Here is a 14,132-nt window from a genome sequence, read left to right as displayed (position 1 = left end):
TCACAAAGTTAGCCAAAATTCAGTGAATATGCATGGGTTATAAAAAACCAAGGAAGCCGAAAAAACTGGCGATATGGCATGAAACATTAAAATCTGACCAAATCTAAAAAAAGGCAGGAGCAGGTTGGAATTGAGTTGTTAAAAACCAGCCAAAAAGTTGGCAAAATTTGAAAATTAGGAAAGCCGAAAAAAAAAGCCAGAAAAAACAGGTTAAAAGTTTGGAAAAAACGGCTAAAAAACCAAGAAATTATCAAAAAAAATTGATTTTGCGACGATAAACAGGGTGGACAAACTGCGGATAATTCGTATATTTCGTGTTGCCGACAAGTCGACAAGTCGAAAATATGAAAAAGTATTCAGGATAATTTTATAAAATCCCACGGAAGTACGACAGACTTTTCAGTTTTTTTCAGATAGTCCAGCGGGTTAATTCCAACATTTGCGAATGCTGAACGCCATAATTCAGCTGAAAAATGTTCATTCCATTGGTCAAACTTGCAGCCGTTTTTATATGCTTCTTTCAACAGATTATTTAACTTTTTATCGCCTCTTGCAAAGACCGCCTCAATTAGTGACATTTCAGGATTATGGAATTTAACATTAGCAGCCAGGTTTTTTTTTAGATAATTTTTTTTCTCATTAAAATAGTCAATTCCAAAAAATTGTTCTCGCTCAAATGCTGTATGTGGTTTCGGAACAAATGGTGAGATAGTAATGTTCAGATTCAGTTGTGGTGCTTGTTTTTTGATATTTTTTACAAGTATTACAATCCCATCAATATCAGTGTCAGTTTCCGTCGGTAGACCGAGCATAAAATACAGTTTTATCAACCGCCAGCCAGCTTTACAGGCGGAACCTGTTGTTGCGAGTATCTCATCATCTGATACAAACTTGCCGATATATTTTCTTAATCGTTCGGTTCCTGCTTCAATTGCGAATGTTAACGATGTTTTTTTGAAGATTCGTGTTTTTTCAGCCAGTTGAAGTGAAGAACGTTGGCAGTTTAGCGATGGGAGTGCGACTGCAACCTTTTTCTGATAACATAGTTTTACAACCACATCCATCAAATCGTTTATTTGCGGGTAGTCAGAACTTGAAAGTGAGAGAAGTGATATTTCATCATAACCGGTTCTATGTAACCCTTTTTCAATAATTTCTAAAATTTTTTCTTTACTTCGGATTCTTTTAGGTGAGTATATTTTTGACGCCTGACAGAACAAGCAGCCCCTTGGACAGCCACGCATTATTTCAACATTAAGCCGGTTCTGTGTTATATTCAGATATGGAACAACGGGCTCGGTTGGATATTGGGTAGTTTGTAAATCAACAGTGTTTTTTTTAACTATTTTTTCTTTATTGTCAAGCAACGGCACATAAACTGATGATATTTCGGCAAGTTTTTTTAATAACTCCTGTTTATCTGCAATCTGTAATCTGTAATCTGCAATCTGTGTTATTATATTTTCGCCATCACCGATAACAAACGCATCAATAAAATCTGAAAGTGGCAGTGGATTAACGCAGGCAGGTCCGCCGGCGATAATCAGCGGATATGTGGAGGACTGACTATTGCGGTTTTCTGATTCAACTGGAATATTTGATAAATTCAAAATATTAAGAATATTCGTATAACACAACTCATGCTGGATTGAGAAGCCAAGAATATCAAACTGGTTAAGTGGTGTTTTTGTTTCTATTGAAAAAAGTGGTAGCCCTTCCTTTCTTAAGAGCGCTTCCATATCCGCCATTGGTGCGAATGCTCGTTCACAGATAACATCTGGGTGGTGATTGAGGATACTATACAGAATCTGTATACCAAGATTTGACATCCCGAGTTCGTATAAGTCAGGGAAAATAAGACAAAATCTTATCTGACTTCTGACTTCTGACTTCTGACTTCTGACTTTAGAATTCCATTCCTGACCGATATACTGTGCTGGTTTTTTGACAAACGGTAAAAGATTTTCTATATCCATAAACCCTTCGGGTAAATTCCAAATTCCAAGCACCAATCCAAAACGGCTAAATCCTAAATTTCAATTAGTACAATTGTACTAATTGAAAAATCAAAAATCACCGACGAACATAATTAAAATGTAAGCATTTGCTTACATTTTGCGAATATAAAATCAACAAAATAACCACGAAATCACGAAAGAAAATTATAAATTAGTTTCTGTTTTCGGTTTTTCGTGTTTTCGTGGTAAATTATTGAAATTCCGATACTGCAAGATAAATCACAGAATTTCACCCGCCTGACGACCGTCGGGCAGGCAGAATCGCACTGAAAAATTTTCAAATCTAAATTCTGTGTTTTTCTGTGTAGTTCTGTGGCTTGTTTGTAATTTGAAATTTGGAATTGGTCTCTAATATGTATACCTTCTTACATGGATATTTATCAAAAGTCCGATAGCAATCATATTAGTAATCAAGGAACTGCCGCCATATGAAATAAATGGTAATGGCACACCAGCGACAGGCATAATCCCTGTGATCATGCCGAGATTAAGAATAATATAGTAGGCAAACATTATAGTAATTCCAACCGCGGTTAAACTACCAAATCTTGTAGTAGCATTTTTTGCGATAGAGATACCACGCGAAATAAGAATAACATACAGCAGAATAATCGTGAATGAAAAAACAGCACCGCCTTCTTCAGCCAGTACTGCAAAAATATAATCGGTATGCTGGTCCGGGATAAAGCCCAACTGTGTTTGAGTACCTTGAAAAATTCCGCGACCTAAAAATTTTCCACTGCCAATTGCGATTCTGGATTGTAAGATATTATACCCACTACCTAACGGGTCAAGTGCTGGATTTATAAAGGCAATCAGTCGTTTTCGTTGATAATCTTTCAAAAAACCTGAAATTGAAACAGCGGTAATAAGTCCGAGCAGAACTACCAGAACTATTGACTTGTATTTTTTAAATGTCATTTTTAGTCTAATTGCTTTTATCAAAAACCATATTATACCTGTAATCAAAAAAACTGTTGATACATAAATCAATCTGAAATTAGCAACCCAGCTACCTGTTGTAAAAAAACCTGTTGACAGCCATATTTCTAAAAACGGCAATGTGAGTGCAACTATAAAAAATATAATCACAGCGAGAACGATTTTTTTAGGCAACCCACCAGCATATATCATCCCTAAAAAAACAGGCACAAACACAGATGCAGACGAAAAATCCGGCTCTGCTAATATCAGGTATATATAGACAACTGTTGCAAAAAACACGATTGCCAATTTAGAAACCTTTTTAATACTATGCTGATTTTTTTCAATAAACCGTGCAAGATACAAAACAAAAGTAATTTTAGCAATTTCAGACGGCTGAAATGCAAATTTACCAAAATCAAACCATGACTTTGAGCCACGAATTTTTGTGCCAAAGAAAAGAACAAGTACCAGCAACAAAAAACCGAAAATATAAAAATAGTCCGTATATTCAGAATACAATTCGTATCTTATACTAACTACTAACAGCATTGCGGCAATCCCTAAACCTAATGCGGTTGACTGTTTAATAACATAAAACATCGGGTTGCCGCTTTTAAGCTGTGCAGAGAATATAAAAAGAATTCCAGTAAGTGTCAGAATAATCACATCTCCAAAAAGTAGCCAATCAAATTTTTTTAATACTGGTTTCATTCAAATATCTCTTCTAACATTTTTCTGGCAACAGGTGCGGCAACTTCGCCACCACCACCGCCGTGCTCAATCATAACAACAAGTGCAATTTCAGGTTTCTGATATGGTGCAAAACAGGCAAACCATGCATGGTCAAGTCCTTGCGGATTCTGAGCAGTACCTGTTTTGCCAGCAACTGCGAGTCCAACAGCCTTCGCATTTTTACCTGTCCCATACTGAACTGCTTCAAGCATCCCTCGTTTTACAAGTTTGAAATTAACCGGATTTATATCCAGTTTTTGACTAATCTGCGGTTTATTTTCAAATATAACATTCCCTTGTGGAGCAATTATTTTTTTAAGAATATATGGCTTAAAAAGTGTTCCTTCATTTGCTATAGTAGCAATAAACGCCGCAATCTGTATTGGTGTTGTCCAGATATAGCCCTGACCAACTGATATATTCACAGTATCGCCATCATACCAGTCCTGATGAAGCCGTGTTTTTTTCCAACTCCTATCCGGAACAAGTCCTTTTGCTTCTGATGGCATATCAATTTCTGTTTTTTTTCCAAACCCGAATTTTTTTGCAAACTCGTTAAGCCGTGCAGGACCCAGTTTTAATGCAGTTTCGTAAAAGAAAACATCACAGGACTCCGCAATCGCAGTAGTGAGTCGCATATTACCGTGCCCTTCACGTGCCCAGCAACGAAATTTTTGTTTGTATTTACCTAATTCTATAAAACCTTTACAATTGATAATCGTCTGTGGAGTAATCACCCCTGTTTCAAGCCCTGCAAGTGCTGTTACCATTTTATAGACGGAACCAGGTGGATACTGTCCCTGTAATGCACGATTCCATAGTGGTTTCCCGCCCATCCCCCCACTTCCACTCCTTCCCTCTCTTCCCCCTCTTGATTCCAACAGATACGGTAACTGCCAACTCTTTACACCTGATATAAACAGGTTTGGGTTGTAATCGGGTGAAGAGCAAAGCCCTAAAATCTCGCCTGTATTGATATGAATTGCAACCGCTACACCATTAAATTCGTCCATATTTTTTGAGAGTGCATTCTGGACTTTTTTGTCTATTGTCAATACTATTGAATTCCCATCTGTCGGCTCAACTGTTTCAAGGATTCGTTTCTGGATACCGCGTGCGTTTACTTCTACCTGGCTACCACCATCACTACCTCTAATGATTTCATCATACTGTTTTTCAACACCATCTCTCCCGATGAAATCACCCGGTTTCAAGTTCGGGTAGGCATTTAATTCATCCTGTGTCGCCTCCTGGATATATCCAGTTATATGCGAGGCAACAGAACCCCATCTGTAAATCCGAATAGGTTCTACCATCACAACGATACCGGGCAGTTGCGGTATTTTTTCGGCAAGTTTTAATGCTTGATATTTAGGAATATTCTGTACAATTTTGATAAGTGAAAAATTGCCGGGAATTGTTTTTATCTTCTTAAGAATATCGTCAGCAGGTAATGCTAAATACTGGCTAACTTTTTGTATCACATTCTGAACTTCTTCGTCTGAGAGTGTCTGGCGGGAAAACAGTGTAGTGAATGCAGGTTTATTATCAACGATTACATCAAGGTTGCGGTCTAAAATTTTACCTCGTGTTGCGGGCTGAGAATATATTACTATTCTATTCTCATCTGATATTTTGCGATATTTGTTTCCTTCTATAATCTGCAGAAAGCCAACCCGTAAAAAAACGAGCCCGATAAAAAAAAATATCAAAACCTGCAAGATATTAAGCCGTTCAAAAAACGATTCTATAGAATGACTTAAATTTTCACCATGCCACATGTAACTTCAGGTTAAAGGTATAAATTAAAGGTTAAAATTAAAGGTATAAATTAAAATAAAATCCAAAAAATTTTCCCTTTTCCATTTAACCTTTAACCTGCCCTTAACCTGCCTTTTTATCTTTCTACATCCAGTTTTCTGAACCAGACCAGATACCATTTTTTGAAAACCCAGAAAAAAACCGGTGTAAAAACCAAAAAAATTACAGTCCAGTTAAAACCAATCGTCCCAACAGTACCCGTGAACCCCGCCCTGCCTGGAAAAACATTGAGAATTGAAGGGCTGAATATCATCTCAACAACCAAACTGATAATTTTAGAAATAATAGCGGCTAAAAACGCAAGTGCAACTATAACGATTGTATTATTTTCATCAATCCTTTTTGGGATACGGCCTGCCAGATAGCCGATAATTGCATAACAAAAACTCAGCACACCGAAACTTGTGGTAAAAAAAACACCCTCTATAATCCCGATAACAAATCCAACTGTTGAGCCTGTTGCGGAACCTCTGTAAAGTCCTGTAAAGATAACAAAAAGTAATCCTAAAACCGAAAATTTAGAAACTAAAATTTCACCAAAAATTAGTATTACTATAGATACTACATAAAAAACAAATTTTTTCATAATCAGTTTTATCTGCGTAATCTGCGACTATGGATTCCCGATAGAGACATTCGGGAATGACACTTCGTGCATCTGTGTTTACTCTATAAACACATCCATAAGTTGAGTAGCTGGTATCAGTGGTTTTACGCTTGCTTTCTTAAATGGCAGATGACCTGTCTGTGTAACTTGTGTAATAATACCGATTGGTATACCGGCTGGAAAAATATCTGAAGCAGTAGAGGTTACAACCTCATCACCTATTTTTATTTCTGCATCTGATGGAATCCACAACATCTCAAGTTCTGCAGTTTCACAACCTATTACGAGCCCGTCAACATTCGCCGGCAGAATATGTGCTGGTATTTTAGAAATACGGCTTGTAATGAGCAACACCTGCGAGAGATTTTGTTCAACATTTAACAACTGCCCAACAACACCAAACCTGTTTTTGTAAAATCCGTAGACTGCCCGGTTTTCAGATAAGCCGTCCACACTGCCTTTATCAATAATAATTGAATTAAAATACTGATGTGGTGGTTTTGTAATTACTCGCGATATAACTGTTGGACGATAAATTTTCCGCTTATAGCCCAGAAGTTCTGAAAGCCGTCGGTTTTCAATCTCAAGTGTTTTTAATTTTGCTAAATCATGCAGGAGTTGCTGATTTTTTACTTTTAACTTTTGCACTTCCTGATGTGCTTGAACTAACTCGTTTATATTTGAGCCAAGATTTGCAAACGATACAATTGCAGTATCAATTTTTGAATACGGTGTAACTACCATATAAAACAAAAAATCCCGCAGTGTCTTCACTGTAGGATTTAAGTTAAAACTTAAAATTATTATTGAGAGGATAAGATAAAAGGCAAGTAAAATGACTGGATTTTTCTTAAACATCCGTGAAAAAGTGGTTAAGTGGTTAAGTGGTTAAGTGGTTAGCAGAGTTACTTAATCACTTAGTCACATAGTCACTTAATCACTGTTTTTATTCTAACTGTTTTCGTGCTTTTTTTATATTTTCAAGTTCTTCAAGGTATCTACCGGTTCCTAAAACAACACAGGTTATCGGGTCTTGTGCAAGATAAACGGGCAGATGTGTTTCTTTAGAAAGCAAATCACTCATCCCACGTGTTAACGAACCACCACCTGCCATAACTATCCCTCTATCAACCAATTCTGCAGCAAGTTCGGCTGGTGTTTCTTCTAACACATTTTTTACCATCTCAACTATTGACCTTGTTGGCTCTAACAGCGCGGCTCTTATATCCTTGCTAGAAACACTTATAGTTCGCGGCAGACCTTGTGTTAAATCCAGCCCTTTCACATCCATTGTCTCTTCTTTCTGTAACGGGAATACAGAGCCAATCTGGATTTTTATCAGTTCTGCAGTTCTGTAACCAATTGCCAGATTATGATTCTTCTTGAAAAATGCTACAATCGCTTCGTCCATCTCATCACCTGCAATAGGTATAGATTTTGAGACCACCATCCCACCTAACGAAATCACTGCAGACTCAGTAGTTCCACCGCCGATATCTACAACCATATTGCCAGTTGGCTCATGGATTGGCAGTCCCGCACCGATTGCCGCAGCCATTGGCTCTTCTATAAGATGAACCTCACGCGCACCTGCCTGCTCCGCAGCCTCGCGAACCGCTCTACGTTCTACCTCGGTAATACCTGATGGGATTCCGATAACAATTCGTGGATGCAGTAATGTTTTTCGGGTATGTACCTTTTTGATAAAATACCGTATCATTTTTTCAGTAATATCAAAATCAGCAATCACACCATTCCTAAGCGGCCTTATTGCTTCTATAGATGCGGGTGTTTTGCCAACCATTTTTTTTGCCTCTTCACCAATCGCTTTTATTTCTTCCGTATCCTTGTCATATGCAACCACGGAAGGCTCTGTTAAAACTATACCCTGTCCTTTGAGATATACGAGTGTTGTCGCGGTACCAAGGTCAATACCCATATCATTTGAAAACAGTGCGAAAATAAAGTCAAACACGACAAAATCAGGTTAAAGGTTAAAGGGTAAAGGTTAAAGGGTAAAATATTCTGTCGTAATTTTAATTTTAACTTTAACCTTTAACCTGCCTTTTACCTGCCTCTATTCTACCAATTTCACAACTGCCATTTCGCTACCGTCAGAAATACGACGACCTAATTTATAAATTCTGGTATAACCACCCAGCCGGTTTTTATATCTTTCTGAAAGTGAACTAAACAATTTTTCTATGGTTGATTCTGATTTTATATCCTGTAAAACAAGCCGCCGATTAGACAATCCGCCTTTTTTGGATTTTGTGATAATTTTAGAAACGAATTTTACCAGTTCTTTCGCTTTTGGCAGTGTTGTTTTAACTGCTTCGTTTTCTATAAGTGAAACTGCCAGATTCCGCAAGGTAGCAAGACGATGCGCTGAAGTTTTGCCTAATTTTCTATATTTTGTGTATTTCATTTTTTTAACGAGACACCCAATTCTTTCAGTTTCATTTCTATATCTTCAAGTGATTTGCTGCCGAAATTTTTGTAAGCAAGCAGTTCCGCTTTGGTTCGCTGTGTTAATTCCCCAATCGTTTTTATATTCGCCCGTTTCAGACAGTTAGCTGCACGAATTGAGAGTTCCATAATTTCAACTGGCTGGTTCAAGATATTAGCGGCTATTCTGTCGTCTGTAGCGCTTGTTTTTATTTCCGTCTCTTTGCTGCTTTCTTTTTCACCCGCTTCTTCAAAACCTGCAAAAATTTTTACTGAATCGCTTAACAATCTGGCTGAATATGCAAGTGCATCTTCAGGGTTGACAGAACCATCCGTCCATATCTCTAAAATCAAGCGGTCATAGTCAGTTGCCTGACCTACACGTGTATTTTCTATTTCGTAATAGACCTTTTTGATTGGTGTAAATACAGCATCTATCAAAATAGTTCCAACCGGTTGGTTAGGTCGTTTGTTTTTTTCAGATGGTGAATATCCTCTGCCTTTTGCAACATCAATCTCCATCTCTAATGAACCGCCGGATTCAAGTGTTGCTATTGGCTGGTCTGTATTTACAATTTCAATATTTGAATTTGTCTGAAAAGCAGCTGCTGTAACGATACCTGCTTTAGTTACAGATAGTTTAAGCGTCTGGATTTCATCAGCATATAATTTGAACCTAACCTTCTTTAAATTCAGAATTATTTCCATCACATCTTCTACAACACCAGGTATAGTAGTATACTCATGCGCAGCACCTTTTATCCGAGTAGCAATCACCGCAGCACCCTCTAACGATGATAGAAGTATCCGACGGAGTGAATGCCCGATTGTATGCCCGTAACCTCGTTCAAACGGCTCAATAATAAACCTGCCATATGCCCAGTCAGCAGAAACCTTTCTCTCAACTGTTTTCGGCTCTACTATATCAGGAATCCGCATTTTTAAAAACCCCCAATAATATCGGCGATTAAGTGAATAGCAATTAAGCGATTAAGAAACAACATAGAGCGTAGCGAGGTTAAAGGTTGGCTTTCTGTACGCTATCCGCTCGCCTCTATTCGCTATTTGCTATTTGCTATTTACGCCTCTATATCACTTGCTATACAACTCTACTATCAATTGCTCTTTAGGTCGTTCAGGGTCGTAAGGAACAGCCATTTCTTCTCTAATCGGCTCTCTCACAATACTACCACTGAGCATATCCCCACCGCCCCCACCGCCCCCACCTTCAACAACCAGCCATGGTGCGATACCTTTTTTAGCAGAGTACTCTTGTGATTTTTTAACAAACAGATTGTCTTTCAGTTTATCTGTAAGTTGAATTCTATCGTTGACTCTGACCTGATATGATGGAATATTCACTATTCTATTGTTAACCTTTATATGCCCGTGAAGCACTAATTGCCGAGCACCATTGATTGAAGCACTAAAACCAAGCCGTCTTACTACATTATCAAGCCGCAATTCTAACGATAATAACAGATTGAAACCGGTCATACCTTTATGTTTTGCGGCATTATAAAAATATCGTCTGAACTGCCGTTCTAATACACCATAGATTCTTTTTACTTGCTGTTTTGCGCGTAATTGAGTGAAATACTCGGATGGTTTTTTTAGCAACTTTTTATGTGGACCTGGTATGCTTTTTTTCTTGATAAGCGGACATTTTGGTGTCTCGCATCTTTCACCTTTCAAGAATAACGGGAATCCTTCCTGCCTACATTTTCTACATTTTGGACCGATATATCTCGCCATTTTAACACAAGTGATTAAGTAATGGATTGCCACGAGCCAATGAATTGGCTCTCGCAATGACATTACTAACCACTAACCACTTATTCACCTGTTTATCACTGCCTCTCTATACTCGCCTTTCTTTAGGTGGTCTGCAACCATTATGTGGAATTGGAGTAATATCTTTCAGCGAAGTAATCATAAGCCCTGAATTCTGTAACGCTCTGATTGCGGTTTCTCTGCCACTACCGGGACCTGAAACGAAAACAGCAACCTGTTTTAACCCCATTTCTGCAACCCGTTTTGCACAGTTTGATGCGGCAATCTGAGCTGCGAATGGTGTTCCTTTTTTGGTACCCTTAAACCCTGAAGAGCCACTTGAAGCCCAGTTAATAACATTACCTTTATCGTCAGTAACTGTAATAATTGTATTATTAAACGAAGATTTAATATACACCCTGCCAGTAGTTGTAAATAGTTTCCGTTTTCCACCACGCCCACCACCACCCACGCCCACCACTTTTGATTTAGACCTTGTTGCAACCTTTGGTTTTGTTTCAGATGGTTTGTGTTCTTTTTCTATTGTTTCTGCTACCATTTCTTCTTCTTTTGTTTCTTTTGGTTTTTCGTCAGCCATTGTAACATCAAGTTAAAGGTCAAAATTAAAGGTATAAATTAAAATTACGACAGAATATTTTAACCTTTAACCTTAAACCTTTTACCTGCCTTTTACCTGCCTTTTTTTGTTTCCCTTTCTTTTTTGATTTCGGCTTTTACTGCACCGACTGTTTTTCGTTTGCCCCGTTTTGTTCGTGCATTTGTTCGTGTTCGCTGACCCCGAACAGGTAGATTCCGTCGGTGTCTGAGTCCTCTGTATGTCCCGATTTCTTGAAGCCGTTTGATATTACCAACAACTTCTCGTCTTAAATCACCTTCTACTTTATACTCAGATGCAATAATTGAGGCGATTTTGCTAACCTCGGTTTCAGTAAGATTTTTTACCCGTTTGGCTGGGTCAACCTGTGCATCAGCCAGAATTTTTGTTGCTAATACCCTGCCAATCCCGTAAATATAGGCAAGCCCGATATCTATTCTTTTCTCTTTTGGTAAATCAACACCTGCTATTCGTGCCATTGTTCACTCCGCTCTCACGCTGAACTGACACAGAACTTCTACACGGAACTGAAGCAGAATTATTCCGTGTCAGTTTCGTGTTTATGTTCCGCGTCTGTTCTGCGGTTTTTCTAGCCTTGTCTCTGCTTATGTTTTGGATTTTTGCATATCACAAATACAACGCCTTTACGTCTTACAATTTTGCATTTTTTACAAATCGGTTTTACTGATGACCTGACTTTCATTATTTCTCTCTGTATGTAATGCGGCCTCGTGTTAAATCATATGGTGAAAGTTCAACTTTTACTTTATCACCCGGTAGAAGCCGTATGTAGTTCAATCGCATCTTACCACAAATCCGAGCAAGCACAATATGCCCGTTTTCTAATTGAACACGAAACATCGCAGATGGCAACGCCTCTTTTATAATACCTACGACCTCTATTTTTTCTTCTTTTTGCATAAAATCACGAATAACTTCTCACGAATGTTATCCCGCGGGTGTTTCTATTCGGGTTAAAATTTCACAGCCATCTTTTTTTATTAATACAGTATGCTCAAAATGGGCAGAAAGTTTGTTGTCTGATGTCTCAACAGTCCATTTATCAGAAAGAGTCCTTACCTGCCAACTGCCTTGATTGAGCATTACTTCAATTGCGAGTGTTGCGTTTTCAGGAATTCTAGTGCCAACACCTGCTCTGCCATAATTAGGTATTTGCGGGTCTTCATGGAGTTCTCTGCCAATCCCGTGACCTACAAAATCTCTGACAACCGAATAGCCGTTTTGTTCAGCAGTTTCCTGTATCATTGCTGAAATATCGCCTATCCGAGAGCCTGCAACACATTTTTTGATTGCTTCTGATAATGCTAACTCTGAAACTTCTAAAAATTTTTTAACACTTTCTGAAACTGTTGCAACCTTAAATGTTTTTGCAGTATCACCGTAAAATCCGTTATAGAAAATGCCAACATCAATCCCGATAATATCGCCATGTCTCAATTTCTGTTCAGACGGGATACCGTGTATAACAACCTCATTCACAGATGTGCAAATAATACCCGGAAAACCGCGATAGCCTAGAAATGCTGATTTAGCACCAAACGATTTGATTGCTTTTTCGGCGATATTTTCTAACTCTTTTGTTGTGATACCGGGTATTATACTTTTTCCTACTTTTGAAAGAACTTCCACAGCAATTCGGCATACCTGTCGCATACCTAAAATCTCATCCGCCGATTTAGCATAAATCATAATTTTTAAATTTCGTGTTTTCGTGGTTAACAGTTTTTATATAATCAATGCTATATCCGCTGCAATCTCATCAACCGATTTATTGCCGTCAATAGAAATTAAAAGACCTTTGCTTCTGTAATAATCAATAAGCGGCTGCGTCTCTATGTAATATACTGACAGCCGGTTGCGGATAACTCTTTCGGTATCATCTTCACGCTGATAAAGTGTTCCACCGCATTTATCACAAATACCATCAGTTTGTGGTGGCAGTGTAACAAGATTATAGGCGTAATTACATGCTTTACAAATCCGGCGTGCGGCTAATCGTTGAACTATATTTTCTTCTGAAATTTCTAGTGATATTACCTTATCAATTTTTTTGCCAAGTGCTGCCAGTATATTATCAAGCCCTTTTGCCTGTGGCAATGTTCTCGGAAAACCATCCATCAAGAAACCGTTTTGACAATCTTCTTTTTTGATACGGTCTTCAATAATTTTAAGCACTATCTCATCCGATACAAGTGAACCCCTTGACATAATACTTGCGATTTTTTTACCGAGTTCGGTTTGCGATTCAACCGCTTCTCTAAAAATATCGCCAGTAGAAATTGACGGAAGACCTCTGCTTTTTGAGATAAACTCCGCTTGGGTTCCCTTACCAGCACCAGGCGCACCAAAAAGGATTAAGTTCATTTTATCACCGCCATTTTTCTCGTTGTTTTTATATCTGGAAAACCAGATTTTTTTGCTTCTATTGTAGAGACATAGATACCACTTGCTACATTGGAAATATCCCAAGGATATTCATAATAGTATTTTGTAGCGTCTGATTTTACATCGGATGAATATAACTCTGTGCTTTGAACAAGTTCACCTGCTATATTATACATTTTTATTTCTATTTTGTCAGCAAGCCCAACCTCAATATGTATTTTGGGGAATACACCTCGCTTCGCAGGATTGGGACATGCGTATATTTCACCCTTTCTGAAAGTAGTATCAGGTTCGGGTGTCATCTGCGGCTGTTGATACACAATCGCATAAATTGAAAAATGTAGAACATTCGCAGAAACGGTTTTTGCGTCGGTATCAACTTCGCTTTCAAGAACTTCATAATCATTTGTTGTTTCATTAAGAAGATATGCGATTTTCAGATTGTTTTCATTGAGTCCGTTCACATCCTGTGCAGTGTATGGTATTGTAATTTTTACTGGCTTATCAAATTTTTTATCTGACTTGAACTCATAACTCAAAATTGTTTGTAAGCATTTGCTTACATTCTTATTCTCAACTTTTCTCACAGAAAATAATGTCGCTTCTGCTAAAGTCCCTCCATCAATTTTAATTTCAATATTAGTTATCGGGTCTTTCAAATAGCGTAGTCAAAAAAGGTTGCTTAAAAAGCTCTTTGAAATATAATTTATCGTCGGAGAACAAGCACTTTTATAGTAAAATAATGGTGGCGCACGCCATTATTTGACCTATAGGAGGCTTGAAA

Annotated in this window: 16 protein-coding genes; all 16 read right to left on the bottom strand. The window is 38.0% G+C overall.

Translation table 11 applies throughout. The annotated features are described in order from the left end of the window. Window positions 1-356: 356 nt before the first annotated feature. Window positions 357-1,976: a TIGR03960 family B12-binding radical SAM protein gene (locus tag AB1349_09825; GenBank protein MEW6557639.1), complete on the bottom strand. Its 1,620-nt coding sequence runs from the start codon at window positions 1,974-1,976 to the stop codon at window positions 357-359. A gap of 390 nt (window positions 1,977-2,366) precedes the next feature. Next, complete coding sequence (gene rodA, locus AB1349_09820; protein MEW6557638.1) at window positions 2,367-3,656, bottom strand: rod shape-determining protein RodA; 1,290 nt, start codon at window positions 3,654-3,656, stop codon at window positions 2,367-2,369. Beyond that, complete coding sequence (mrdA, locus tag AB1349_09815; GenBank protein ID MEW6557637.1) at window positions 3,653-5,458, bottom strand: penicillin-binding protein 2; 1,806 nt, start codon at window positions 5,456-5,458, stop codon at window positions 3,653-3,655. The genes rodA and mrdA overlap by 4 nt, the downstream gene beginning before the upstream one ends. A gap of 116 nt (window positions 5,459-5,574) precedes the next feature. After that, window positions 5,575-6,084, bottom strand: coding sequence for a rod shape-determining protein MreD (gene mreD / locus AB1349_09810; GenBank protein MEW6557636.1), 510 nt, complete (start codon window positions 6,082-6,084; stop codon window positions 5,575-5,577). A gap of 78 nt (window positions 6,085-6,162) precedes the next feature. Next, window positions 6,163-6,963: a rod shape-determining protein MreC gene (gene mreC / locus AB1349_09805; protein ID MEW6557635.1), complete on the bottom strand. Its 801-nt coding sequence runs from the start codon at window positions 6,961-6,963 to the stop codon at window positions 6,163-6,165. Window positions 6,964-7,051: 88 nt separating this feature from the next. After that, on the bottom strand, window positions 7,052-8,080 hold the full coding sequence (locus AB1349_09800) for a rod shape-determining protein (protein MEW6557634.1): 1,029 nt from the start codon (window positions 8,078-8,080) through the stop codon (window positions 7,052-7,054). A gap of 102 nt (window positions 8,081-8,182) precedes the next feature. Continuing rightward, window positions 8,183-8,533: a 50S ribosomal protein L17 gene (rplQ, locus tag AB1349_09795; protein MEW6557633.1), complete on the bottom strand. Its 351-nt coding sequence runs from the start codon at window positions 8,531-8,533 to the stop codon at window positions 8,183-8,185. Continuing rightward, a complete protein-coding gene (locus tag AB1349_09790) occupies window positions 8,530-9,492 on the bottom strand; it encodes a DNA-directed RNA polymerase subunit alpha (GenBank protein ID MEW6557632.1) in 963 nt (320 codons plus the stop codon). Before AB1349_09790 ends, rplQ begins: the two co-directional genes overlap by 4 nt. 153 nt (window positions 9,493-9,645) lie before the next feature. Next, on the bottom strand, window positions 9,646-10,308 hold the full coding sequence (gene rpsD / locus AB1349_09785) for a 30S ribosomal protein S4 (GenBank protein ID MEW6557631.1): 663 nt from the start codon (window positions 10,306-10,308) through the stop codon (window positions 9,646-9,648). A gap of 106 nt (window positions 10,309-10,414) precedes the next feature. Then, window positions 10,415-10,885: a 30S ribosomal protein S11 gene (gene rpsK, locus AB1349_09780; protein ID MEW6557630.1), complete on the bottom strand. Its 471-nt coding sequence runs from the start codon at window positions 10,883-10,885 to the stop codon at window positions 10,415-10,417. Between the two features lie 131 nt (window positions 10,886-11,016). Beyond that, window positions 11,017-11,421 (bottom strand): 30S ribosomal protein S13, encoded by a 405-nt coding sequence (rpsM, locus tag AB1349_09775; GenBank protein MEW6557629.1) that lies wholly within the window; start codon window positions 11,419-11,421, stop codon window positions 11,017-11,019. Between the two features lie 110 nt (window positions 11,422-11,531). Then, window positions 11,532-11,645, bottom strand: coding sequence for a 50S ribosomal protein L36 (rpmJ, locus tag AB1349_09770; protein MEW6557628.1), 114 nt, complete (start codon window positions 11,643-11,645; stop codon window positions 11,532-11,534). Continuing rightward, window positions 11,645-11,863 (bottom strand): translation initiation factor IF-1, encoded by a 219-nt coding sequence (infA, locus tag AB1349_09765; GenBank protein ID MEW6557627.1) that lies wholly within the window; start codon window positions 11,861-11,863, stop codon window positions 11,645-11,647. Before infA ends, rpmJ begins: the two co-directional genes overlap by 1 nt. A 27-nt stretch (window positions 11,864-11,890) precedes the next feature. Next, window positions 11,891-12,652, bottom strand: a complete 762-nt coding sequence (gene map / locus AB1349_09760) for a type I methionyl aminopeptidase (protein MEW6557626.1) — start codon at window positions 12,650-12,652, stop codon at window positions 11,891-11,893. 36 nt (window positions 12,653-12,688) lie between these two features. Beyond that, a complete protein-coding gene (locus AB1349_09755) occupies window positions 12,689-13,327 on the bottom strand; it encodes an adenylate kinase (protein ID MEW6557625.1) in 639 nt (212 codons plus the stop codon). After that, window positions 13,324-14,007, bottom strand: coding sequence for a hypothetical protein (locus AB1349_09750; GenBank protein ID MEW6557624.1), 684 nt, complete (start codon window positions 14,005-14,007; stop codon window positions 13,324-13,326). The genes AB1349_09755 and AB1349_09750 overlap by 4 nt, the downstream gene beginning before the upstream one ends. Between the last annotated feature and the right edge of the window lie 125 nt (window positions 14,008-14,132).

This window comes from Elusimicrobiota bacterium, from assembly GCA_040757695.1.
GTDB lineage: Bacteria > Elusimicrobiota > UBA8919 > UBA8919 > UBA8919 > JBFLWK01.
Note: the sequence above shows the minus strand (reverse complement) of the source record. Positions and strands in the feature narration are given on the sequence as shown.